Annotated in this window: 23 protein-coding genes; 12 read left to right on the plus strand and 11 right to left on the minus strand. The window is 32.0% G+C overall.

What is annotated here, in order from left to right:
- Positions 1-23: 23 nt before the first annotated feature.
- The 4 genes from atpA (at position 24) to LG45_RS03820 (ending at position 3,604) form a co-directional block, all read left to right on the plus strand.
- Positions 24-1,601 carry a F0F1 ATP synthase subunit alpha gene (gene atpA / locus LG45_RS03805; protein WP_035124578.1) on the plus strand — a complete coding sequence of 526 codons (1,578 nt, stop codon included), beginning with the start codon at positions 24-26 and terminating at the stop codon, positions 1,599-1,601.
- A gap of 72 nt (positions 1,602-1,673) precedes the next feature.
- Entirely contained in the window at positions 1,674-2,534 is an 861-nt protein-coding gene (gene atpG / locus LG45_RS03810; RefSeq protein ID WP_035124579.1) for an ATP synthase F1 subunit gamma, read from the plus strand.
- 134 nt (positions 2,535-2,668) lie between these two features.
- Positions 2,669-3,106 (plus strand): GNAT family N-acetyltransferase, encoded by a 438-nt coding sequence (locus LG45_RS03815; protein WP_035124580.1) that lies wholly within the window; start codon positions 2,669-2,671, stop codon positions 3,104-3,106.
- Positions 3,107-3,115: 9 nt separating this feature from the next.
- Positions 3,116-3,604: a hypothetical protein gene (locus LG45_RS03820; RefSeq protein ID WP_035124582.1), complete on the plus strand. Its 489-nt coding sequence runs from the start codon at positions 3,116-3,118 to the stop codon at positions 3,602-3,604.
- Positions 3,605-3,608: 4 nt separating this feature from the next.
- Here LG45_RS03820 and LG45_RS03825 read toward each other — a convergent pair whose 3' ends face one another.
- The gene (locus LG45_RS03825; RefSeq protein ID WP_035124583.1) at positions 3,609-5,690 is read right to left on the minus strand and encodes a prolyl oligopeptidase family serine peptidase; all 2,082 of its coding nucleotides are present in this window, start codon (positions 5,688-5,690) and stop codon (positions 3,609-3,611) included.
- Between the two features lie 130 nt (positions 5,691-5,820).
- Between LG45_RS03825 and LG45_RS03830 the strand changes: the two genes are divergently transcribed.
- The 6 genes from LG45_RS03830 to LG45_RS03855 all read left to right on the plus strand — a co-directional run bounded on the left by LG45_RS03830 (position 5,821) and on the right by LG45_RS03855 (position 12,210).
- Positions 5,821-7,284, plus strand: a complete 1,464-nt coding sequence (locus LG45_RS03830) for a lipopolysaccharide biosynthesis protein (protein ID WP_035124586.1) — start codon at positions 5,821-5,823, stop codon at positions 7,282-7,284.
- Between the two features lie 3 nt (positions 7,285-7,287).
- Positions 7,288-7,722 (plus strand): dUTP diphosphatase, encoded by a 435-nt coding sequence (gene dut / locus LG45_RS03835; RefSeq protein ID WP_035124587.1) that lies wholly within the window; start codon positions 7,288-7,290, stop codon positions 7,720-7,722.
- Positions 7,723-7,818: 96 nt separating this feature from the next.
- Positions 7,819-8,829: a sugar nucleotidyltransferase gene (locus LG45_RS03840; RefSeq protein ID WP_035124588.1), complete on the plus strand. Its 1,011-nt coding sequence runs from the start codon at positions 7,819-7,821 to the stop codon at positions 8,827-8,829.
- Between the two features lie 6 nt (positions 8,830-8,835).
- Positions 8,836-10,185 (plus strand): tetratricopeptide repeat protein, encoded by a 1,350-nt coding sequence (locus LG45_RS03845; protein ID WP_035124589.1) that lies wholly within the window; start codon positions 8,836-8,838, stop codon positions 10,183-10,185.
- A 1-nt stretch (position 10,186) separates the two neighbouring features.
- A complete protein-coding gene (lolB1, locus tag LG45_RS03850; protein ID WP_035124590.1) occupies positions 10,187-10,954 on the plus strand; it encodes a lipoprotein insertase outer membrane protein LolB1 in 768 nt (255 codons plus the stop codon).
- 5 nt (positions 10,955-10,959) lie between these two features.
- Complete coding sequence (locus LG45_RS03855; protein ID WP_035124592.1) at positions 10,960-12,210, plus strand: murein hydrolase activator EnvC family protein; 1,251 nt, start codon at positions 10,960-10,962, stop codon at positions 12,208-12,210.
- A gap of 37 nt (positions 12,211-12,247) precedes the next feature.
- Here the strand turns inward: LG45_RS03855 and LG45_RS03860 are convergent, their stop codons facing one another.
- Both LG45_RS03860 and LG45_RS03865 read right to left on the minus strand, forming a co-directional pair.
- On the minus strand, positions 12,248-12,757 hold the full coding sequence (locus tag LG45_RS03860) for an acyl-CoA thioesterase (RefSeq protein WP_035124593.1): 510 nt from the start codon (positions 12,755-12,757) through the stop codon (positions 12,248-12,250).
- Positions 12,758-12,923: 166 nt separating this feature from the next.
- A complete protein-coding gene (locus LG45_RS03865) occupies positions 12,924-13,877 on the minus strand; it encodes an HU domain-containing protein (protein WP_035124594.1) in 954 nt (317 codons plus the stop codon).
- 102 nt (positions 13,878-13,979) lie between these two features.
- Here LG45_RS03865 and dprA point away from each other — a divergent pair, with 102 nt between their 5' ends.
- Entirely contained in the window at positions 13,980-15,083 is a 1,104-nt protein-coding gene (dprA, locus tag LG45_RS03870; protein ID WP_035125347.1) for a DNA-processing protein DprA, read from the plus strand.
- Here dprA and trpS read toward each other — a convergent pair.
- Complete coding sequence (gene trpS / locus LG45_RS03875; RefSeq protein WP_035124596.1) at positions 15,080-16,051, minus strand: tryptophan--tRNA ligase; 972 nt, start codon at positions 16,049-16,051, stop codon at positions 15,080-15,082. The genes dprA and trpS overlap by 4 nt on opposite strands.
- A gap of 70 nt (positions 16,052-16,121) precedes the next feature.
- Here trpS and LG45_RS03880 point away from each other — a divergent pair, with 70 nt between their 5' ends.
- Complete coding sequence (locus LG45_RS03880; RefSeq protein ID WP_035124598.1) at positions 16,122-16,859, plus strand: lysophospholipid acyltransferase family protein; 738 nt, start codon at positions 16,122-16,124, stop codon at positions 16,857-16,859.
- 94 nt (positions 16,860-16,953) lie between these two features.
- Here the strand turns inward: LG45_RS03880 and LG45_RS03885 are convergent, their stop codons facing one another.
- The 7 genes from LG45_RS03885 to LG45_RS16455 all read right to left on the minus strand — a co-directional run bounded on the left by LG45_RS03885 (position 16,954) and on the right by LG45_RS16455 (position 22,254).
- Positions 16,954-18,480 (minus strand): outer membrane beta-barrel protein, encoded by a 1,527-nt coding sequence (locus LG45_RS03885; protein WP_035124600.1) that lies wholly within the window; start codon positions 18,478-18,480, stop codon positions 16,954-16,956.
- Positions 18,477-19,025 carry an RNA polymerase sigma factor gene (locus LG45_RS03890; RefSeq protein WP_035124603.1) on the minus strand — a complete coding sequence of 183 codons (549 nt, stop codon included), beginning with the start codon at positions 19,023-19,025 and terminating at the stop codon, positions 18,477-18,479. The genes LG45_RS03885 and LG45_RS03890 overlap by 4 nt, the downstream gene beginning before the upstream one ends.
- Positions 19,026-19,045: 20 nt before the next feature.
- A complete protein-coding gene (locus LG45_RS03895) occupies positions 19,046-19,459 on the minus strand; it encodes a hypothetical protein (RefSeq protein WP_131494638.1) in 414 nt (137 codons plus the stop codon).
- A 92-nt stretch (positions 19,460-19,551) separates the two neighbouring features.
- Positions 19,552-20,556 carry a recombinase RecA gene (recA, locus tag LG45_RS03900; RefSeq protein ID WP_035125349.1) on the minus strand — a complete coding sequence of 335 codons (1,005 nt, stop codon included), beginning with the start codon at positions 20,554-20,556 and terminating at the stop codon, positions 19,552-19,554.
- Between the two features lie 141 nt (positions 20,557-20,697).
- Positions 20,698-21,258 carry a DUF6705 family protein gene (locus tag LG45_RS03905; protein WP_035124606.1) on the minus strand — a complete coding sequence of 187 codons (561 nt, stop codon included), beginning with the start codon at positions 21,256-21,258 and terminating at the stop codon, positions 20,698-20,700.
- Positions 21,259-21,268: 10 nt separating this feature from the next.
- Positions 21,269-22,117 carry a hypothetical protein gene (locus LG45_RS03910; protein WP_035124608.1) on the minus strand — a complete coding sequence of 283 codons (849 nt, stop codon included), beginning with the start codon at positions 22,115-22,117 and terminating at the stop codon, positions 21,269-21,271.
- Positions 22,099-22,254: a hypothetical protein gene (locus tag LG45_RS16455; RefSeq protein ID WP_165570791.1), complete on the minus strand. Its 156-nt coding sequence runs from the start codon at positions 22,252-22,254 to the stop codon at positions 22,099-22,101. Before LG45_RS16455 ends, LG45_RS03910 begins: the two co-directional genes overlap by 19 nt.
- Between the last annotated feature and the right edge of the window lie 171 nt (positions 22,255-22,425).

The following is a 22,425-nucleotide window of genomic DNA, read 5'->3' on the forward strand; positions in this document are numbered from 1 at the left end:
AATTCCATTAAAGATATATCAAAATGGCGGAAATTAAACCAGCTGAAATTTCAGCAATATTAAAAAAACAATTATCAGGTTTTGAATCTGGTGCATCGTTAGAAGAAGTTGGAACAGTACTTCAAGTAGGTGATGGTATTGCTCGTGTTTACGGGTTATCAAATGCTCAATATGGTGAGTTAGTACAATTCGACAACGGATTGGAAGCTATCGTATTGAACTTAGAAGAAGACAACGTAGGTGTTGTACTTTTAGGTCCATCTACAGGAATTAGAGAAGGTTCTACAGTAAAACGTACACAACGTATCGCTTCTTTAAAAGTTGGTGAGCAAATCGTAGGTCGTGTTGTAAACACACTTGGTGAACCAATCGATGGTAAAGGACCAATCGGTGGCGAACTTTATGAAATGCCATTAGAAAGAAAAGCTCCTGGAGTTATCTTTCGTCAACCAGTAACAGAACCATTACAAACTGGTATCAAAGCAGTAGATGCAATGATTCCTGTTGGTCGTGGACAACGTGAGTTGGTTATTGGTGACCGTCAAACTGGTAAATCAACAGTTTGTATTGACACTATCTTAAATCAAAAAGAATTTTATGATGCAGGGAAACCAGTATTTTGTATCTATGTAGCAATTGGGCAAAAAGCTTCAACTGTTGCTGGAATCGCAAAAATGCTAGAAGAAAAAGGAGCAATGGCTTATACAGTAATTGTAGCAGCTAACGCATCTGACCCAGCACCAATGCAAGTATATGCACCAATGGCCGGAGCTGCAATCGGAGAATATTTCCGTGATTCAGGACGTCCAGCATTAATCGTTTATGATGATTTATCTAAGCAAGCAGTAGCTTACCGTGAGGTATCTCTTTTATTAAGAAGACCTCCAGGTCGTGAGGCTTATCCTGGTGACGTTTTCTACTTACACTCTCGTTTATTAGAAAGAGCTTGTAAAGTAATTGCTGATGATGATATTGCTAAAGACATGAACGACTTACCAGATACTTTAAAAGGTATCGTAAAAGGTGGTGGATCATTAACTGCTTTACCAATTATCGAAACTCAAGCAGGTGACGTTTCTGCATACATTCCAACTAACGTAATTTCGATTACAGATGGACAAATTTTCCTTGATGGAGATTTATTCAACTCTGGAGTTCGTCCTGCAATTAACGTAGGTATTTCGGTATCTCGTGTTGGAGGTAATGCTCAAATTAAATCGATGAAAAAAGTAGCTGGAACATTAAAATTAGACCAAGCTCAATTCCGTGAATTAGAAGCTTTCGCCAAATTTGGTTCTGATCTTGATGCTGTAACTTTAAACGTTATTGAAAAAGGAAAAAGAAACGTTGAAATCTTAAAACAAGGTTTAAACGATCCTTATACAGTTGAAGATCAAGTAGCTATAATCTACGCTGGTTCTAAAAACTTATTAAGAAATGTTCCTGTTAATAAAGTAAAAGAATTCGAAAAAGATTTTATCGAATACTTAAACAACAAACACAGAGATACTCTTGATGCTTTAAAAGCTGGAAAATTAGACGATAACATTACAGACGTTATTGAAAGAGCAGCTAAAGAATTATCAGCAAAATATAATTAATATAAGTGAATAGTGAATAGTGATTAGTGAAGAGCTAATTACTATTTACTTATTACTAATTACTAGAAAACAATGGCAAATTTAAAGGAAATCCGTAATAGAATTACTTCCGTTTCATCAACGATGCAGATTACTTCTGCGATGAAAATGGTTTCTGCTGCAAAGTTGAAAAAAGCACAAGATGCAATTACAGCAATGCGACCTTATGCCGAAAAATTAACGGAATTATTACAAAGTTTAAGTTCAACTCTTGATGGTGAAGTAGGCGGAAGCTTTACAACACAACGTGAAGTTAACAGAGTTTTAATCGTTGCAGTAACTTCTAATAGAGGTTTGTGTGGCGCTTTTAATTCTAATGTTATTAAACAAGCTAAACTTATTGCCGATTCTTATGCCGGAAAGCAAGTTGATATTTTTGCAATTGGTAAAAAAGGAAACGATGCTTTGTCTAAAACAAATAAAATCGCAGGAAACAAAAGTGAAGTTTTTGACAACTTAACGTTTGATAATGTTGCCGAAATTGCTCAAATCTTAACCGATAAATTTACTTCTGGTGAGTACGACAAGATTCAAATTGTTTACAATCAGTTTAAAAATGCAGCTACGCAAATCGTTCAAACTGAACAATTCTTGCCATTAGCTCCAATTAAATCTGACAAACCTGTTTCTACAGGCGATTATATTTTTGAACCATCAAAAGAAGAAATCGTTTTAACATTAATTCCAAAATCGTTAAAGACACAATTGTATAAAGCAATTCGTGATTCATTTGCTTCAGAACACGGAGCGCGTATGACTGCAATGCACAAAGCAACAGACAACGCAACTGAGTTAAGAAACCAATTGAAATTAACATACAATAAAGCTCGTCAAGCTGCAATTACTAACGAAATCCTTGAAATCGTTGGTGGAGCGGAAGCTTTGAAAGGATAAGAAAATTTTTTTATAATTTTTTCAAATTTCAAAAGCGAAGCTTTAAAAGGTTAAAATTATTATTTCAAAATATATAAAAGAGTCAACAGTAGTTGACTCTTTTTTGTTATTTTTATATCAGATAAAATGCAGAAATGAAATTACAAGTTTTAACTACAGTTGATGAAATCCTCTCACAAATAGAGATGATTAAGTTTCTTTATCCAAATATGACAAAAGAAAGATACGAAAGTTTCTTGTCAGATATGATTCCAAAAAATTACAAACAAGTAGCGGTTTTCAGCGAAGATAAATGTATTGGATTGACTGGCTTTTGGTTTGGCACCAAATTATGGACTGGCAAATATCTAGAAATTGACAATTTTATTGTTCATCCAGACTATCGAAAAAACGGAATTGGAAAACTTCTAACGAATTTTATAGACGAAAAGGCCAAAGAATTAAATTGTACTTGCGTCGTTCTTGATGCTTTCACCGGAAATTTTGATGCTCATCGATTTTATTATAATCAAGGTTATGTTCCTCGAGGTTTTCATTTTATAAAAACTATCGATGAAAAAGGATATTCTTAAAATAAACAAATGAATAAAATAAAAACAGCACTGTTTTTTTTAATTATCGGATTAACCTCTTGCTCTTCACAGCAAGAAGTTAAAACCAATTTGCCATGGAAAATAGAATCGGTTTATTTTCAAAAATGGATTGGTGGACAAGAAAAAACCGGTAGCGGAATTAATTTCTATCTAAAATTTAGCGAAACATTTTCACCCAATTTTCATCTTAAAAAAGTATATTTCCGAAATCAGGTAGCCAATTTTACAAAAGAAAATGAAACTACATTTGTCGCAAGATTTTATCAAAAATCAACAAATTCTGACATAATTTTAGATGGGAAAACATCTAACGAATACGGAAACAATCCTCCAGAAATTATAAAATCTAAATTTGATCTCAAGGATAATGAAGCCATTTTAGAATTTGAACAAGACAATAAAACCCAATTTTATAAAATAAATTCGGTTAAAGAGAAAGAACTTCTCGCTTATCCATCCGCACGACCTAAAAATTAGTTTTTTATTTATTCAAATAATATAACAGAAATCCGTAAAATTCGGCGCTTTCATTTATTCGACTTTCGTAGGTTGATATTTTGCCGTAATGTCCAGAATTCCCTAAAGTTTTAAGAAAAATAGGATTCTTTTGCGCCGTTCTATTTTGTAATGCAGCAGCAAATTTATACGAATTAAATGGCGGAACTCTATCGTCATTTTCTCCTGTAATTAGTAAAGTTGTTGGGTAATTAATGTCTTCTTTCACTTTGTGGAATGGAGAATAGCTCAATAAATTAGTAAAGTCTACTTTGTTTTCTGGATTTCCAAATTCGTCTAAATGGTATTTTCCAACCGAATAATCAGAGAAAGTAAGCATATCAAAAACACCCACTTTTGGTATTGCAACTTTATACAATTCAGGACGTTGTGTCATGGCAACACCAACAACCAATCCGCCATAAGAACCACCAGTTATTGCTAATTTATCTGGCGAAGTATACTTCTCTTTTATTAAAAATTCTGAAGCATCTATAAAATCATTAAACGAATTCATTTTCTTTAATCCCATTGCATCTCTATGCCATTTTAAACCTTTTTCACCGCCACCACGAATTTCGGCAAAAGCATAAACACCACCTTTTTCTAGAAAATATAACAAACCAGTATCATAACTTGGTCCAGAAACTGATCCAAAACCACCATAGGCTTTAAGAAGCGTCGGGTTTTTACCATCTAAAATCAAGTCTTTTTTATGAATAATAGTAATTGGAATATCTTTGTTATCTCTACTTAAAAAAGTAATTTTCTTGGTAACAAAATGATTTAGAGGAAATAATGTCGGCAATGGTCTAATGTAATCATTGAAAAATTGACGAACTTCTCCAGTTTCGAGATTTAATTTAAAATTTTGAGCCGAAATTACATGCGAAAAGAATGTTACAAATAAGTCTTTAGTGTCCGAATCATAAAAACGAACGGAATAATCCATGCTTTCTGGCGCATCAAATTTTCTTATAAAAGTTCCGTTAGAATCATAAACTCTTAAATAATATTTATCGACCGTTTTATATTTGCAAATAATGTAATTGTCATAAAAATAAGTGTCAACTAATAGGTTATTGTATATTTGAGGAATCACACTTTTTACATCCGATTTATTGGAAAGATCAAAACAGCGCACTTCACCCCAATCGTATTCTTTTGTAGAAAAATAGAATTTATTATTATGATAATCTAGAAATTTTAAGCCAGTTGTATCATCTTCAAAGACAACTTGTTTTTTAAAATTTTCATCATCCAAATTTATATAGTAGATGCTTTTTTTAAGTTCGTCTTTGCTGTCTTCAGTGATGAAAAGCTTTGAAGTTGTAGTAAAAAAACTAATTGTGCTTTCTTTTTCCGAAACATCATACACCAATTTATCGTCTTCTTGATTGGTTCCAATAACATGATAATACAGCTGATAAGTAGAATCTTTAGCCATCACATTTTTATTAGAATTCTTCTTGTAAAAAACGCCTCTATCTTGATTCCAAGCAATATTTGAAAATTTAGAATCTTTAATAATGTCCTTTAAAACTTCTCGTTTATCTATGTTTGAAAAACGAATCTCACCGCGATCACTTCCGTCTAAATGAATATTGTATGCAATTAATGTAGCATTTTTTGAAGGATAAAATCCGCCTAAATAAGCATTCGCATCTTTATAAATTTTAAAAGGGTTTACAATTTCAATTGGCGTATCACTTAACCTTTTTCTATAATTTAATGCTGCTGGAAGATTTTTATCTTGTCTGTAAACCGAGTAATAGTATTTTCCTTTTTTTACAGGTAAACTATTGGTTGATAAAAAATCGTATTCTTTAATTTTGGATGCTATTTTACTAACATTGATTTCATCTAATGCCTGGTTAGTAGCACTATTTTGAGCATTCACCCAACTTGTTACTTCGTCAGATTTTAAGTTTTGCAGCCATGAATAATCATCTTGTATTTTTAAATCATGTTTTTCTAAAGTGGAGGAAACTTTTTTAGTCACAGGAACATTTTGAGCAAAATAAGAAGAAGAGAACAAACAAAAAAACAATAAAAAGTAAATTTTCATGGGTTGGAATATTTCTACAAATATATAATTAACGGCAATAAATGATTCTGCTTTGATACATTTCTAAGCAAATTTTTTATTGCATCAATTTTATAGCTATTTTTGTTTCCTATTTAATAAAAATCCCACTTTGAGTTTATATAAAAATCTTTTTAAACAAACACTTATTTATGGTTTAGCAACGGTTTTGCCGCGTATGTTGAGTTTCCTTTTGGTGATGGTACATACAGACAAACTTGTAAAAAAGGATTATGGAGAAACTACGATACTTTTGGCATACATGGTATTCTTCAATGTGATTTTGTCATACGGAATGGAAACTGCATTTTTCCGTTTTTATAATTCAGAAGAGAATAAAAAAGGTGTCATTCAAACTTCTACGATTTCTGTTTTTTGGACATCAATTGGGTTTTTATTTATTTCATTATTTTTAAGAAAAATTCTCTCTAGCTGGATAAATGTCGATGTAGAATACGTAACCTATGCTATTTGGATTTTAGTTTTAGATGCATTGGTTATTATTCCTTTTTCCAAATTAAGAGCGGAACAAAGACCAATTGTATACGCTGTTATAAAAATTGGAAATGTAGTTATTAACATGGCATTAAACGTGTTCTTTCTATTGTTTTTACCAGAAATTGCACAAAATAATCCAGATTCTTTTCTTGCCACTTTATACTTTGAGAACTTTCAAATTGGCTATATTTTCATGGCAAATTTAATTGCGAGCTTAGCAACTTTTGTGGTGCTTTCGCCAAATTATTTTCGATTAAAATGGAAGTTAGATGTTGCACTTTGGAAAAGGATGATGCTTTATGGGTTTCCAATTTTAATTGCTGGAATTGCCTTTGCAGTAAATGAACATTTAGATAAAATAATTTTGGCATATCTATTACCAGAAAATATAGGTAAATCTGAAGTTGGAGCGTATGCAGCTTGTTACAAACTAGGATTATTTATGGTTTTATTTGCAACCGCTTTTCGTTTAGGAATTGAACCTTTTTTCTTCAGTCATGCAAAAAATGAAAACGCCAAACAAACCTACGCTACAATAACCAAGTTTTTTGTAATTTTTGGCTCACTAATACTTTTAAGCGTAATTGTTTTTGCAGATTTATTAAAGCAAATAATGATTAAAGACGAATCCTATTGGGAAGCCATGAAAGTAGTTCCTTTAATAATATTAGCAAACTTCTTTCTAGGAATTTACAACAATCTTTCAGTTTGGTACAAGTTAACAGATAAAACAAAAATTGGTGCTTACATATCAATTGTTGGTGCAGTTTTCACATTACTATTAAACTATCTTCTTATCCCAAAATACAGTTATATGGGTTCGGCAATTGGTACAATTGCAGCTTACGGAAGCATGATGATAATATCTTATGTTCTTGGAAATAAATACTATCCAATTCCATATGACATGAAAAAAATAGGTGGATATTTAGGTATTTCAATTTTATTTTCAATTCTATCATTCTATTTCTTCAGAGAAAATTATTTGGTTGGAATTCCATTAATACTGATATTTACCTATTTCATCTACTACAACGAAAAGGAAACCTTATTAAAAATTATTAAAAGAAAAGCCTAATTTATGACTATAAAAATCATCAATAAATCAGCTCACGAATTACCAAATTACGAAACCATTGCCTCAGCTGGAATGGATTTACGTGCCAATATAACAGAACCAATTACGTTAAAATCGTTAGAAAGAACCATTGTAAAAACTGGACTTTTCATAGAATTACCAATTGGTTACGAAGCACAAGTTCGACCAAGAAGCGGATTAGCTGCTAAAAAAGGAATCACCGTTTTAAATTCTCCAGGAACGGTAGATGCCGATTATCGAGGTGAAATTGGAGTAATTTTAGTAAATTTATCCAATGAAGATTTTATTATAGAAAATGGCGAAAGAATTGCGCAGCTAATCATAGCTAAACACGAACGTGCCGAATGGATTGAAGTTCAAGAATTATCAGAAACTTCAAGAGGTGAAGGCGGATTTGGAAGTACAGGAGTGAAATAGTGAGTAAAGTTCAGTAGAATTTAACAGATAAAAACTTAAATAAATCTTTGTGCACTTTGTGACAACTTTGTGCCTTTGTGGTAAAAAATAATAAATATGAAAATAATAGTTCCAATGGCAGGACGTGGTTCAAGATTGCGTCCACACACCTTAACAATTCCAAAACCATTAATTCCAGTTGCTGGAAAACCAATTGTTCACCGTTTGGTAGAAGATATCGCTGGCGTTTTAAATCAACCAATTGAAGAGGTGGCTTTCATCATTCATGAAAGTTTTGGTAAAAAAGTCGAAGACGATTTAATTGCAATTGCACAAAAATTAGGTGCAAAAGGAACAATATATTATCAAAATGAAGCGTTAGGTACAGGACACGCTATTATGTGTGCCAAAGATTCTTTAGCTGGTTCGGCGGTTATTGCTTATGCAGATACTTTAATTCGTGCCGATTTTGATTTAGATACAACAGCAGATAGCGTAATTTGGGTAAAACAAGTAGATCAACCCGAAGCTTTCGGAGTTGTAAATTTGAATGCAAATGGAGAAATAATTGAATTGGTAGAAAAACCAAAAGAGTTTGTCTCAGATTTGGCTGTCATCGGAATTTACTATTTTAAAGATGTCGCTGTTCTTAAAAATGAATTGCAATCGGTTCTTGATAACAACATTATTCATGGTGGCGAATATCAAATTAATGACGGAATTAAACAAATGATGGCAAAAGGCATGAAATTTGTACCAGGTAAAGTTGACGAATGGATGGATTGCGGAAATAAAGACGTTACCGTTGAAACCAACTCAAGAATGTTAGGGTTTTTACATAATGACGGCGAAAATTTAGTTTCTGCAGATGTGAAATTAGAAAATTCAACTATCATTCCACCTTGTTATATTGGTGAAGATGTTTATTTAATCAATGCAACAGTTGGACCAAATGTTTCGTTAGGAAAAGGGTGTCACGTTATTGATAGTACAATTAAAAACAGTTTAGTTCAAACACATTCTAATATTAAAAATGCCACATTAGACAATGCGATGATAGGAAATCACGCTACTTTTGATGGTAATTTTACAAATATCAGCATTGGAGATTATTCCGTTTTAGAATAAATATAGATGAAAAAAATTATTGTTTTCGGTTTTCTTTTCGGGATGTTTTTCATTCCCAATACTCTTTTGGCTCAAGCAGAACCAGAGGATATTGCTTCTATAAATAATGATTTCGAGAATTATTTCTACGAATCATTGAAGCAAAAAGGAATCGAAAATTATGATAAAGCAGTTGAAGCATTAGAAAAATGTAAAGACATTCAGCCAGAAAATGGCATCGTTTATTTTGAATTAGGAAAGAATTATTTGTCTCAAAAAAAGTATAAAGATGCCTACGATAATTTTGAAAAAGCAACAAAAATCGATCCTAAAAACCGTTGGGCTTGGGTAGGAATGTACGACGTTTGTTATGAAACGCGCGATTTTAATCAAGCTATAATTATTGTTGAAACATTGGTCGAATTTAAAGTCGACTATAAAGAAGATTTGACTTCGTTATACATGGAAACGCAACAATTTGATAAGGCGTTAACGTTGATAAATGACCTGAATGAAACCGTTGGAAAAACAGAAAAAAGAGAATTATACAAAGCTAGAATTCTTCAAGATGCCAAATACCAAGGTTCGGAAAAAGCAGATTTAATTGCGAAAATCAAAAAGAATCCAAAAGACGAAGCCAATTATGTTGCGTTAATTTTCATGTATTCACAAAGCAATCAAGAAGAAAAAGCTTTGGAAGTTGCTAAGCAATTAGAAAAAGAAATTCCATCTTCTGATTGGGCTCAAGTGAGTTTATTCAAATTTCATTTGAACAATAATGATGGCGATAAAACGGTTAAAGCAATGAACATTGTTTTGGCAAGCGATAAAATCGACAAAAAAATCAAACACAGAATATTGAATGAATTTCTAATTTTTTCTAAAAATAATCCGCAGTACGATAAAGATTTAGAAAAAGCTATTGGTTATTTTGATAACGATAAAGAAGTGCGCGTTGCCAAAGAAATAGGGAAGTTTTATCAAGCTAAAAAAGAGTGGAGCAAAGCCATAAAATATTACGAAATGCATTTAAAATCGGCAGCCGATGATATGGAAACGATTATTTTATTGTCTCAGGCTTACGCCGAAAATGTTCAGTTTGATATTTTAGCAAAATTTTCTGAGGAACAAATGCAGCTATTTCCAACACAACCGCAATTATATTATTACAACGGATTGGCTAATAATCAATTAAAAAATTATAAAAAAGCCAAAGACGCATTAGAATCTGGAATCGATTTTATAGTTGATGATATCGCATTAGAAACTAATTTTAATATTCAATTGGGTGAAGCATTCAAAGGATTGGGCGATGCAAAAATGAAAGAAATGTATTTTACAAAAGCAAACGAATTGCTAAAAAAACAGAAGAAATAAAATGAAAAAGATAGTAAGTTTATTAGCAATAATTTTGATGATTTCCTGTAAGTCGAAAGCCGTTTTGGCCGAAAGCGTAGCAACAGAAATTATAAACTCCGATAAAATAATAGAAAGCCATTACAACAATAAATTCGACTTTTCTACATTATATATAAAAGCAGGAGCAAGATATGAAGATGATAAAAACACGCAAAACGTAACTGCTGAAATTAAAATTAAGAAAGATGAAAAGATTCTAGTAAGCATACGATTTCTCGGAATAACAATGGCAAAAGCATTGATCACGCCGCAATCGGTTCAGTATTACGAGAAATTAAATGGCAACTATTTTGAAGGCGATTATGCTTCATTAAGTCAGTGGCTTGGAACCGATTTAGATTTTAATAAAGTTCAAAATTTACTCATCGGACAAGCTTTAGATAATTTGAATAACTCAAAATACACGGCATCAATCGTAGATAAAATGTACAAATTGGAAGAGGTTAAAAATTCCAATACAAAAAAAACGAACTATTTTGAAGCTGAGAATTTCTTGTTAAAAAAGCAAGAAATTGAACAACCTGAACAAGATAGAAAATTGCAAATAAGTTATCCCGAATACCAAAAACTATCCGATAAGATAGTACCTTTGAAATTTGCTATTGAAGCCAATCAGAAAAAAGGGAAAACAAACATAGATATCGATTACAAAACCATTACTTTCAACGAAGATTTTTCTTTTCCATACAGCGTACCCGATGGATATGAAAGAATTTACATCAAATAACGAATATGCAAAAAGCAGTATTTACATTTTTTTTAGTTTTACTTACTTCATTATCATGGAGTCAACAAACGCAGGAAGAACTTGAGCAACGTAAAGCTAAAATCCAAGCAGAAATTCGCGAGAAAGAGATGATGCTACAAGATGTTAGAAAACAAGAGAAATCAGTAAGTAAATTGTTGACTATCCAAAAAGAAAAAATTGGCTTGAAGCAAAAACTAATTACCACAACAGCCAAGCAAACTAAGCTGTTGAGTAATGATATTTACATTAATCAAGTTGAAATTAACAAACTTAAAAAAGACTTAATTGTACTTAAAGAAGACTATGCAGAAATGATTGTAAAGTCATACAAAAGTCGTTCTACACAAAGTCGAGCCATGTTTTTATTGTCTTCAGAAAATTTTTTACAAGCCTACAAAAGATTGCAATACATGAAGCAATATTCTAATTATAGAAAAATGCAAGGCGAAGAAATTAAGGCTAAAACAATACGATTAGACGATAATGTTAAAAGATTATCAGGTCAAAAAACAGAGAAAGAAAAGCTACTTGCCGATCAAGAAAAGCAAAGACAAGACCTTGAAAAAGAAAAAGCCGATCAAGAAAAAATCGCTAAAAGTTTAAATAAAAGTAAAAAGCAAATTACTGCCGAGATTAAAGCGAAACAGCAAGAAAGTAAACGTATTGATGCTCAAATTAAAAAATTAATTCGTGAAGCCATTGCCGAAGCCAACAGAAAAGCGGCAGCCGAAAGAGCTAAGGCCAATCCTAAAACAACCACTGCTGCAGAAACTAAAAAAATCGAATCATCAGATAAAATTATTTTAACTCCAGAAGGAAAAATTATATCAGATAATTTTAGAGCCAATAAAGGAAATTTACCTTGGCCAGTAGAAAAAGGAGCAATTACTTTGGGTTATGGAGATCAAGCACATCCTGTTTATAAATCCTTGGTAGTTCATAATAGTGGTGTCGAAATCACTACAGAAAATGGTTCTAATGCACGTGCCGTTTTTGGTGGTGAAGTAACTAAAGTAATTAAAATATCACCTTTAAATATCGCCGTTTTTATTAGACATGGAGATTATTTTACGGTTTATCAAAATCTAAGTTCTGTGAGCGTAAGCGTTGGAGATAAAGTTGCGATCAAACAAAGCTTAGGAAAAATCAGAACCAATGCCGATGGGAAAACGATCCTCAAGTTCATGGTTTCTCAAAATACAACTTACAATAATCCAGCAACTTGGCTGAATTAAAAAAATAAAAAGTCCGCAATTAGCGGACTTTTTTGTATTACATAAACAATGCTTTCAATTCGGTTGCATCATGCGGATTCATTTTTCCGGCAAGAACCAAACTCAGTTGTTTTCTTCGCAAAGCAGCATCATATCTAGATTTTTCTTCCTCAGTTTCTGGAACCAATTGCGGAACTTCAACCGGATTTCCTGTTTCATTCACAGCTACAAAAGTATAAATTGCCTCATTAGCCTTCATTTTAGTTCCCGATTCGCGGTCTTCAATCCAAACATCTAGAAAAATTTCCATCGATGTAGAAAACGCTCTAGAAATCTTAGCCTCAATAGTAACAACACTTCCCAAAGGAATAGAACGATTAAAAGCCACATGATTTACAGATGCTGTAACCACAATTCTTCTCGAATGACGTCGTGCAGCAATACTCGCAGCTCTATCCATTCGTGCCAATAATTCGCCACCAAAAAGATTGTTCAACGGATTGGTTTCGCTTGGCAACACTAAATCGGTAAGTATCGTTAACGAATCTATAGGATGTTTTGGAGTCATAATTTTTTTTGCAAAGGTATTTAATTTTGATAAAAATAAGTGGAATTATTTGAAGCTATTCCTGCTATCCATTACAATCTTTTCTTTTTTAAAGGAAAAAAGAAAAGGATTTTCATTACTATCAGGGCTAAAAAAAAGTCCCGAGATTAATCGGAACTTTCTGTTTTTATAAATCGTCTATTAAAAGCCAAGTATCAGGATTGATTGAATTTTTAATCCTATTCATTTCCTTTTGAGCTTCGGCATAATTAGAAAAACTTCCGTAAAGAACAGGATGCATTCCATGTTTGTTAGGAGCAATGCGTTTGGCTTTATATCCTTTTTTTACAAGATTTTTATACATTTTTTCAGCATTTTGTTCTCTTGTAAAAACTCCAGCTACAATATGATAAGGTAATTTATCGCTTTTCACCGTTAGCGTAACCGACGGAATTGGATTTGCAATAAAGAACGTTGCTTCTTGAATTTTTTGATTCACTTGATTTTGAACTTTCGTTTGAACCGCAACCGTTTCTTGCTGAATTTTATTTTGATAAAACTCATTTCCAAAGAATCCACCAGCGCTAATTAATCCTGCGCCCAAAACAAAAATTGCTGCATATTTCATATAATTGCGCGAACTTCTTGGTTCTGCAATAAACTCAATTGGAGCTTTTTCTTCTTCTATTTTTTGAGTTTCAACTACATAATTATAAACTTCACGCTTAATTGCAGGTGAAACGTACGATGTTAACCCGAAAGAATCGGTTAGATAATTCAATTGATCAAATGGAACAAAAACTAAATTTTTCTCTGTATTCAAAGATAATTCTCCAACATTTTTGATGCTAATTGCGCCAAAATCTTGAAGCTTATTTTTCCAAGATAGAACTTGGTTTTCTATTGCAGAAACAGCAACTTCATAACTCATTTTCTCGGATTGAGCAATATGATTTGCCAACAAACCATCGTTGTTTTTTAAGTACGAATTAAACGATACCAACTTTTTAGGCGGATAAAACGAATGCGAACTTTCATGCAATTGCGCCGATTGGATTTCGGTTAAAAAAGCACCAAATCCTGGAACAGTTACACATTGGTAACGATACAATAATTGTGATATGTATTGGTCAATCTTCATAAATACAAATTTAATTATTTAATGCATATCGCAAAATTTTATCAACAAACTTTGTTAACAATTTTAAAAATCTTTCTTACTTTTGAAAACCAATTATTTACAATGAACGATACAGAATTATTACATTTATTAGCCTTATTAAAAGTAGATGGTGTTGGCGATATTGTTGCCAAAAAACTACTAAATCACTTTACAACTGCCGAAAACATTTTTAAAGCCAAAGCCAATCAACTCGAATCTATTGATGGAATTGGTCGGGTTTTAATTAAAAATCTAAAGGATAAATTGGTATTTAATTTGGCGGAAGCCGAGCTGAAATTTATAAAAGAGAACGATATCAATTGTCTTTTTTATCAAGACGAAAAGTATCCTGATCGATTGAAACATTGTATCGACGGACCAATTTTATTATTTACATCGGGTACTATTGATTTTAAAAACAGAAAAGTAATTAGCATTGTTGGAACACGCGAAATAACTTCTTACGGAACCGAATTCTGCAAAAAATTCATCGAAGATTTAGCGCCATTAAACCCAATAATCGTTAGTGGTTTTGCTTATGGTGTTGATATTGTTGCTCATAAAGTAGCGATGGATTTAGGTTTGCAAACTATTGGTGTTGTAGCTCACGGACTGAATCAAGTGTATCCAAAAGTCCACAAAAAATATGTTGCCAAAATGGAACAAAACGGTGGTTTCATGACCGAATTTTGGAGTAATTCCAATCCCGAAAAAGAAAATTTTGTAAAACGAAACAGAATCGTTGCCGGAATTAGTGAAGCTACAATTGTTATTGAAAGTGCCGAAAAAGGAGGTTCATTAATTACAGCCAATTTAGCCAATGATTACAACCGAGATGTTTTTGCCGTTCCTGGAAGAACATCCGATAGATTTAGTCAAGGTTGTAATAATTTGATAAAAACTCAAAAGGCACATTTACTAACTTCGGCAGCCGATTTAATTTATATTTTAAATTGGGAGTTGAAACAAGATGAAACTAAAGTAATTCAAAAGCAATTGTTTGTTTCTTTAGAAAACGACGAACAAAAAATCTACGATTACCTCCAAAAAAACGGAAAGCAACTACTTGATGTAATTGCTCTCGATTGTGATTTTCCGGTGTTTAGAATTTCTTCTATTTTATTGAATATGGAATTGAAAGGCGTTGTAAGACCATTGCCTGGAAAATTGTTTGAAGCGGTTTAATCAAACCCCAATTTCACTCTAACTCTTCCTAAAACTTCATTTGCAATTACATGTGCTTTTTGCGCACCTTGTTTTAATAATGCGTCAACTTCTTCAAGATTGTTGATGTAGTAGTTGTATTTTTCTCTTTCGGTTTTAAATTTTTCGCAGATTAGTTCAAACAAAGCTTGTTTGGCGTGACCGTAACCATAGTTTCCACCAAGATAATTTTGTCTCATTGATGCAATTTGCTCTTCATTTGCTAATAATTTATAGATAGCAAATATTTTGCACGTATCTGGATTTTTAGGCTCTTCAAGTGGTGTGCTATCGCTTTCTATAGACATTACTTGTTTGCGCAAGGCTTTGTCATCAAGGAAAATATTGATGATATTGCCGCGAGATTTACTCATTTTTCCGCCATCGGTTCCAGGAACATACATGGTCTCTTCTTGTACTTTTCCTTCTGGAATTACAAAAGTTTCACCCATTTGATGATTGAAACGCGAAGCTACATCACGAGTAATTTCTATATGTTGCATTTGATCTTTTCCTACAGGAACAAAATTAGCATCATACAATAAAATATCGGCAGCCATCAGCATTGGATAAGTAAATAGTCCGGCGTTTACATCTTCTAATCTATCGGCTTTATCCTTGAAAGAATGGGCTAATGTTAATCGTTGAAACGGAAAAAAGCAACTTAAATACCAAGATAATTCGACAGTTTGTGGCACGTCACTTTGTCTGTAGAAAGTAACTTTATTGATATCTAAACCACATGCAAGCCAAGCTGCAGCAGTGCTGTATGTGTTGTTACGAAGTGTTTCACCGTCTTTTATTTGAGTAATCGAATGTAAATCGGCGATAAATAAAAACGACTGATTTTCTGGATTGTTCGATAATTCAATTGCAGGTATAATTGCACCTAGAAGATTTCCTAAATGTGGTGTACCTGTGCTTTGAACTCCTGTAAGTATTTTTGCCATTCTAAAATTATTTACCGCAAAGTTAAACCTTTGTATTAAAATTCACATACTATTGTTTATTTTTGACGCTATGAGAATACTAAAAATTATTTTTTGGGTGCTTTGGCGCATTTGGTTTTACATATTGATGGGCGCAATCATTATAATTATGTTTCCGTTTTTAGTGATTTCTATCTTGAGAGAAGAATGGTATCCCTACTTTTTTATCATGGCTAGAATTTGGGCAAAAGGAATATTAATTGGAATGGGATTTCGCTACAAAGTAGAACGTGAGCAAGAGCTTGAGGATAAAAAAAGTTATATGCTTGTTGCTAATCACACATCGATGTTAGACATTATGTTGATGTTGGCCATTGTAAAAAATCCGTTTGTGTTTGTTGGAAAAAAGGAGTTGGTGAAGATTCCGTTATTTGGTTTTTTCTACAAACGTACTTGTATTTTGGTGGATAGAAACAGTCCGAAAAGCAGAATGGAAGTATATGAACGCGCACAAAAAAGATTGAAACAAGGATTGAGTATTTGCATTTTTCCAGAAGGTGGCGTTCCAGACGAATCAATAGTTCTTGACGAGTTTAAAGATGGCGCATTTAGATTGGCATCGGAACATCAAATACCAATTGTACCAATGACATTTGCCGATAATAAAAAACGTTTTTCCTATACTTTTATGAGCGGAAGCCCGGGATTGTTGCGAGCCAAAGTGCATTCGTTTATTGAAACCTACGGAAAAGCATTAGACGATAAAAAAGAATTAAAAAATAAAACTAGAGAAATTATACTGACCCAATTACAAAAGTTTAATCCATAAAAAAGAGCGCTTAACTAGGCGCTCTTTTCTGTTATTACTCGGAAGCAATAACACCTTAACTAATTTTAAACTAACTTAACCTAATCTAACCAAATTAAAAAGTAAAAGTAACTCCAGAGTATAACCCAAAAAAGTAAGGTTTAAAATCGCCAGAATCTTTTATAAATGTATTTATCTGATATTTAAAAACAGGTTCAACTCGAGCTTCAAAGTTCTTGAAAAAACCATATTTAAATCCAATTCCTACGTTGGTACTAAAGTGAATATCATTCAAATTATTTGCTTCACCAATATTCATTTCAACGCCTGATGAAATTACAGAAACTTCGTTTTGATTCAAAAGTAATGTACTTACACCACCAATTACATCAATTCCAAATTTTTTATCTACCAGCTTATATGATAATTCTAAAGGAATTTCAAGATATCCAATTTGCTGATTAACAACACTATTAAACTTCTTTACAACATTTCCAGAAGTAGTTAACTCCAATAAGCCACTTGTGGATGAATTTTTGCTCTCAATTTGTATTAACGAACCAGTAGAATTCGGTTTAACATGATCTAATGTTTTTGCATTTACATTTTGAGAAATTAAAACATCATTAGTGTCGTAATTTAACGAAACCGTGTTAATACCAGTTCGTACTTTAATCTTTTTATTTACAGCATAATTTACACCTAAACCATAACTAAAATTGGTTTTGTATGACTTACTGTTATTTTTCAACTCTGAATCTAAAGGCGAACCGTTGGATGTTGAACTAAAATAAATAGGCGCAACATTTGACGATAATTGCCACCTATTTAATTTTGGTTCTTTACTTGTTTTAGTTTCTTTTTCATTTAGCAATTCTTCCATCGCATTAGGTACAACACTAGCAATTGATGTTGAGTCTCTTTTTTTTATTTCGCCTATTTTTAGTTCAGAGTTTGTTTTTTCTGCAATAATTTGTGTATTGTTTAATGATTTATTGGTGTATATGTTTTTATTTGAATTTTTTATTTCTAATTTATTTTCATCTGATTTATTAGCAACAGCTTTGTTATTTTTAGCATTGTTATTTTTGATGTTATTATTTAAGTCAGAATTGTTTTTTGTAATTTTATTTTCATCTGATTTATTAGCAACAGCATTGTTATTTTTGATGTTATTATTTAAGTCAGAATTGTTTTTTGTAATTTTATTTTCATCTGATTTATTAGCAACAGCATTGTTATTTTTAATGTTACTATTTAAGTCAGATTTGTTCTTTGTAATTTTATTTTCATCTGATTTATTAGCAACAGCATTGTTATTTTCTTTTGAGACTACTTGTTCATCATCTATTTTCTTAATTTCATTTAGATTTGAGTTGTTGTTTTTATCAACCTTAACATCGTTTTCAATTACAACACCATCTTGAACTTGATTGTTTTCAAATCCAAAATTATATATGCCTAAACCTATAATAAATGCAGCTGCAATTCCAGAAATTTTCAACCAAAACGGAATAACCTTTCGGTCTTTTTTCTTTCTCAGCCGAAGTTCAATGTTTTCCCAAACGTCTTCTGGAGGATTAACATCAAGATTTCTAAACTTCTCTTGAAAGAGTCGATCTATATTTTTGTTTTCTTTCATTTTACGAAAGGAATTATTTTTTTACCATTGCTAGATTCTATTTTTTCTTTTAAAATTACTCTAGCTCTAGATAAGTTTGACTTAGATGTGCCAACACTTATCTTTAGCATGTCTGCAATTTCTTGATGAGAGTAACCGTCTATAACGTACAAGTTAAAAACCAATCTATATTTATCGGGTAACTCTTGAATAATTTTTAGTAAATAATCCATCGACACACCTTCATCATCGATTTCAACTTCTACCGCTTCATCTTCAATATTTTCATTAACAATATTTAAAAAAGTGTCTTTTCGATATTGTTGTAAAATATAATTTATAACCAACCTTTTTAACCAACCATCAAATGAGCCTTTGAATGAAAACTGACCTATTTTTTCAAATATTATTAAGAAGGCTTCTTGTAAGTTGTCCTGAGCTTCTTCATAGTTGCGTGAATATTTCAAGCATACAGAGAACAATTTAGATGAATATAATCTATAGAGTGCTTCTTGTGCTTTAATATCATTTTTCTTACAGTTATTTATGAGTTGCTCTAAACTCAAACTAGATAGTTTTTAAAAATTTATAATATTTCTACTTCATGAGTTTCATATTGATCTACTCCATTTGCATCTGCACCCAACCAAAACTTAAACGTATAAACTCCTGCTACAGTTGGTTTAAAATCTAATTCAATTTCAAATAAACTTTCGGTATCTGGAAGACAATTTGAATTGTTTAGTCTAACAGCTTGTATTGCTACTGTTCTTGATAGATGATTTTGTGCATCATAAGCCACATTAAAACCATTAAAAATATAGCAATCTGTTGGTCTTCTGTATTTTACTTTAATCTTAGAAATGTTTCCTAATATGTAACTAGATGGCATTTCTACCTGATCAACTGGTAATAGAAAAAAACTTCTATCGGGTTCATCTCCGACTGTGCATGAGTTAAAAGCAAAAATAATGCTTATTAAAAAAATCCACTTTTTCATTATATTTTCATTCATTTATTTGTTAGATGCAAATTTCATAAAAAGGTTGCGTTGTATTGAAAAAAAAATCCCGCTTTAAAACGGGATTTGTATTAAGCATTATTTTCTTTAATTAATGCTTTAATTTTAATTTCAAGCTCATCAGCCAATTCTGGATTGTCTTTTATCAAAGCTTTCACAGCATCTCGACCTTGACCCAATTTGGTATCGCCATAACTAAACCATGAACCAGCTTTTTTTACAATTTCAAATTCTACTGCCAAATCAAGAATTTCTCCAGTTTTAGAAACGCCTTCGCCATACATAATGTCGAATTCGGCAGTTTTAAATGGTGGAGCCACTTTGTTTTTAACCACTTTTACTTTGGTTCTATTTCCAATTACGTTTTCACCATCTTTTATTTGTGATGAACGACGAATGTCTAAACGAACTGATGCATAAAATTTTAAAGCATTTCCTCCAGTTGTAGTTTCTGGATTTCCAAACATTACACCAATTTTCTCTCTCAACTGATTGATAAAGAAAACAGTACAATTAGTTTTGCTAATAGTTCCAGTTAATTTTCTTAAAGCTTGAGACATTAATCGAGCGTGTAATCCCATTTTAGAATCACCCATTTCTCCTTCAATTTCACTTTTCGGAGTCAAAGCAGCAACCGAGTCAATAACTACAATATCAATTGCTCCCGAACGAATTAAATTCTCAGCAATTTCTAATGCTTGCTCACCGTTATCTGGTTGTGAAATGATTAAGTTTTCAATATCAACACCTAGTTTTTCGGCATAATTTCTATCAAATGCGTGTTCTGCATCAATAAACGCAGCAATTCCACCAGCTTTTTGAGCTTCGGCAATCGCGTGTAACGTTAAAGTTGTTTTACCCGACGATTCTGGACCATATATTTCTATAACTCTTCCTCTAGGATATCCATTAACTCCTAGAGCTAAATCTAATCCAAGTGAACCCGATGAAATTGTTTCTACTTCTTCTACGGCTTTATCGCCCATCTTCATTACGGTTCCTTTTCCGTACGTTTTGTCTAATTTGTCAAGCGTTAGTTGTAAGGCTTTTAATTTAGCTTCTTTTTCTGAACTCATTTTTTCTTTCATTTAAATTGCTTGTATTTTTCGTAAAATTAAATATTTTTTTGATGTAAAAGAAGTTTATACAAATGAGTTTTAAACAATTGGTTTTGTTGTTATAAAAAACGCCTTTCTAATTGGAAAGGCGTTTGGAATTTAAGGGACTTTTGTAAATAACATGTTTAAAGGTAGTCTCGGTGGAGCAGGATCTAGTTCTGCCGGTTCAAATGAGGTTGTCCATTGTAGCTGCGGCAAACCTCCAAGAGGTGCTAAAACGTATTGAATATTTAAATAATATTTGTTTAATGGATTAAAGTTGGGTTCACTATACAAAAACTGATATTTATTTACATTTGTTGGCTCATCAAACAAACCTCCGAGCATTCTATTATAATCGTTAATATCTTGTGGTGCATTAGTATCAAATTCTACTATACCATTTTTAGTGTATTTACATCTTATTTCTAAGTTGTCTTTAAAATACCTGCCTCCACAATCTTCATTGTCTCTTTTTAGTATTGTAATCTCTACTTTATCAATGGCTGTTTCATACTTCCATTGCCCAATAAACTTGTTTAAATGACCATTAACATCTTTAAAATATCTGTTATTATATGTTTGAGTAAGAATATGTGAAAGTCTATCTTCTATAGGTGTTATTATTTGTGCATTAATTTTAAAAGAAATTAAAATTAACACTATGATTATTTTTTTCATGATTTTAATATTAAAGTTTTACCCAATTAGTTATAGTTGTTCCACTAGAATTAAATGTAGCTTGATAGATACTTAAACCCATATTTTCTCCATTCACCGTATTAGTATTGATGAAGTTTATAAATGCCTGTAAAGCAGCTGCTTCACCTTCTTGTTCGAGAGCTTTAAGAACTGTTTTATCATACTTATCTTCAAACTGTTGTTGCAATTCACTTTTTGTATCTGGGTTATTATCAGGATCCATAGTGTTTATTGCTGCTAAAGCTTTGGCTGTATCAGTAATTCTAATGGCAAAGGTACCCAATCTTGTTACAATTATAGAGGTGTTATTGGGGTTGTTATTGAACCTATAGGCGGCCAAAGATAGAGATATAACATCAGTATCTGATGGAATAGGGTTCGTTGGTTTTAGCGTTGTTCCAACATAATACAAATTTTGGTGCATGTTTATGTTTACTGTATGTTGTAGCGTAAAATCATAAAATCTAGTATCCGTTTTTCGAGAAACGCCTCCAATAGTATCATTAAGTGGGCCATTTGGGTTTATCATTATACCTTCCTCTTTTGTTTGTGTTGCAAGTTTAGCTCTATAATTATTAATTTTTTGTTTTATTAATAATTTAGAAGATAATTTTAAAAGCTCTTTTACGTGGTTTATTCCCTCAACATCTTCAAGATTTGGGATAGTGATGACTGGATTATCATCATTTCCTGGGTTTCCACCACCACCACCACCGCTACCATCGCCACATGGTATAACTTCAAGTACTGAAATCCAAGCTAAGAAGTCGTAGGTGCATTCTTCAAGATTACCAATACCATGTAAGCCAGACGGACACACTAAATTGTCCTTACACATACTTCTTCGGCAACAACTCTATTTAAATATTCTCCAGAAACCTCTGGATTAATTTCAGATTGTTGCGTTAGTTTAATATCTTCAATCCATTGCTCTAAATTTGTTGAATGTTTTGTTGAATGTTTTTGATTTTTCAAAAATGAACATTATTTTCCATCTATTTACCGGTATAAATACGTGTTTTTAAAATTAAAGTCACTGTTTTTAACGAAAACCTTATTTGGTAATGCAATAGTAGTAATAAATAACACTTTTGTACTTATAACAAATGTTTTATTAGTTATTTATAAAGCTAAAGTAGTAATAGC

Source organism: Flavobacterium aquatile LMG 4008 = ATCC 11947 (assembly GCF_000757385.1).
Lineage (GTDB): Bacteria > Bacteroidota > Bacteroidia > Flavobacteriales > Flavobacteriaceae > Flavobacterium > Flavobacterium aquatile.

What these genes read in the sequence shown, in the direction of transcription:
- LG45_RS03820 (WP_035124582.1), top strand. Translation starts at nt 3,116, where the DNA reads ATGAATAAAATAAAAACAGCACTGTTTTTTTTAATTATCGGATTAACC.
- LG45_RS03865 (WP_035124594.1), bottom strand. Translation starts at nt 13,877, where the DNA reads ATGAAGATTGACCAATACATATCACAATTATTGTATCGTTACCAATGT.
- LG45_RS03825 (WP_035124583.1), bottom strand. Translation starts at nt 5,690, where the DNA reads ATGAAAATTTACTTTTTATTGTTTTTTTGTTTGTTCTCTTCTTCTTAT.
- LG45_RS03910 (WP_035124608.1), bottom strand. Translation starts at nt 22,117, where the DNA reads ATGTGTAAGGACAATTTAGTGTGTCCGTCTGGCTTACATGGTATTGGT.
- LG45_RS03905 (WP_035124606.1), bottom strand. Translation starts at nt 21,258, where the DNA reads ATGAAAAAAATAATCATAGTGTTAATTTTAATTTCTTTTAAAATTAAT.
- LG45_RS03855 (WP_035124592.1), top strand. Translation starts at nt 10,960, where the DNA reads ATGCAAAAAGCAGTATTTACATTTTTTTTAGTTTTACTTACTTCATTA.
- recA (WP_035125349.1), bottom strand. Translation starts at nt 20,556, where the DNA reads ATGAGTTCAGAAAAAGAAGCTAAATTAAAAGCCTTACAACTAACGCTT.
- atpG (WP_035124579.1), top strand. Translation starts at nt 1,674, where the DNA reads ATGGCAAATTTAAAGGAAATCCGTAATAGAATTACTTCCGTTTCATCA.
- LG45_RS03860 (WP_035124593.1), bottom strand. Translation starts at nt 12,757, where the DNA reads ATGACTCCAAAACATCCTATAGATTCGTTAACGATACTTACCGATTTA.
- LG45_RS03815 (WP_035124580.1), top strand. Translation starts at nt 2,669, where the DNA reads ATGAAATTACAAGTTTTAACTACAGTTGATGAAATCCTCTCACAAATA.
- atpA (WP_035124578.1), top strand. Translation starts at nt 24, where the DNA reads ATGGCGGAAATTAAACCAGCTGAAATTTCAGCAATATTAAAAAAACAA.
- LG45_RS03845 (WP_035124589.1), top strand. Translation starts at nt 8,836, where the DNA reads ATGAAAAAAATTATTGTTTTCGGTTTTCTTTTCGGGATGTTTTTCATT.
- lolB1 (WP_035124590.1), top strand. Translation starts at nt 10,187, where the DNA reads ATGAAAAAGATAGTAAGTTTATTAGCAATAATTTTGATGATTTCCTGT.
- LG45_RS03880 (WP_035124598.1), top strand. Translation starts at nt 16,122, where the DNA reads ATGAGAATACTAAAAATTATTTTTTGGGTGCTTTGGCGCATTTGGTTT.
- LG45_RS03840 (WP_035124588.1), top strand. Translation starts at nt 7,819, where the DNA reads ATGAAAATAATAGTTCCAATGGCAGGACGTGGTTCAAGATTGCGTCCA.
- LG45_RS03885 (WP_035124600.1), bottom strand. Translation starts at nt 18,480, where the DNA reads ATGAAAGAAAACAAAAATATAGATCGACTCTTTCAAGAGAAGTTTAGA.
- trpS (WP_035124596.1), bottom strand. Translation starts at nt 16,051, where the DNA reads ATGGCAAAAATACTTACAGGAGTTCAAAGCACAGGTACACCACATTTA.
- dprA (WP_035125347.1), top strand. Translation starts at nt 13,980, where the DNA reads ATGAACGATACAGAATTATTACATTTATTAGCCTTATTAAAAGTAGAT.
- dut (WP_035124587.1), top strand. Translation starts at nt 7,288, where the DNA reads ATGACTATAAAAATCATCAATAAATCAGCTCACGAATTACCAAATTAC.
- LG45_RS03895 (WP_131494638.1), bottom strand. Translation starts at nt 19,459, where the DNA reads ATGAAAAAGTGGATTTTTTTAATAAGCATTATTTTTGCTTTTAACTCA.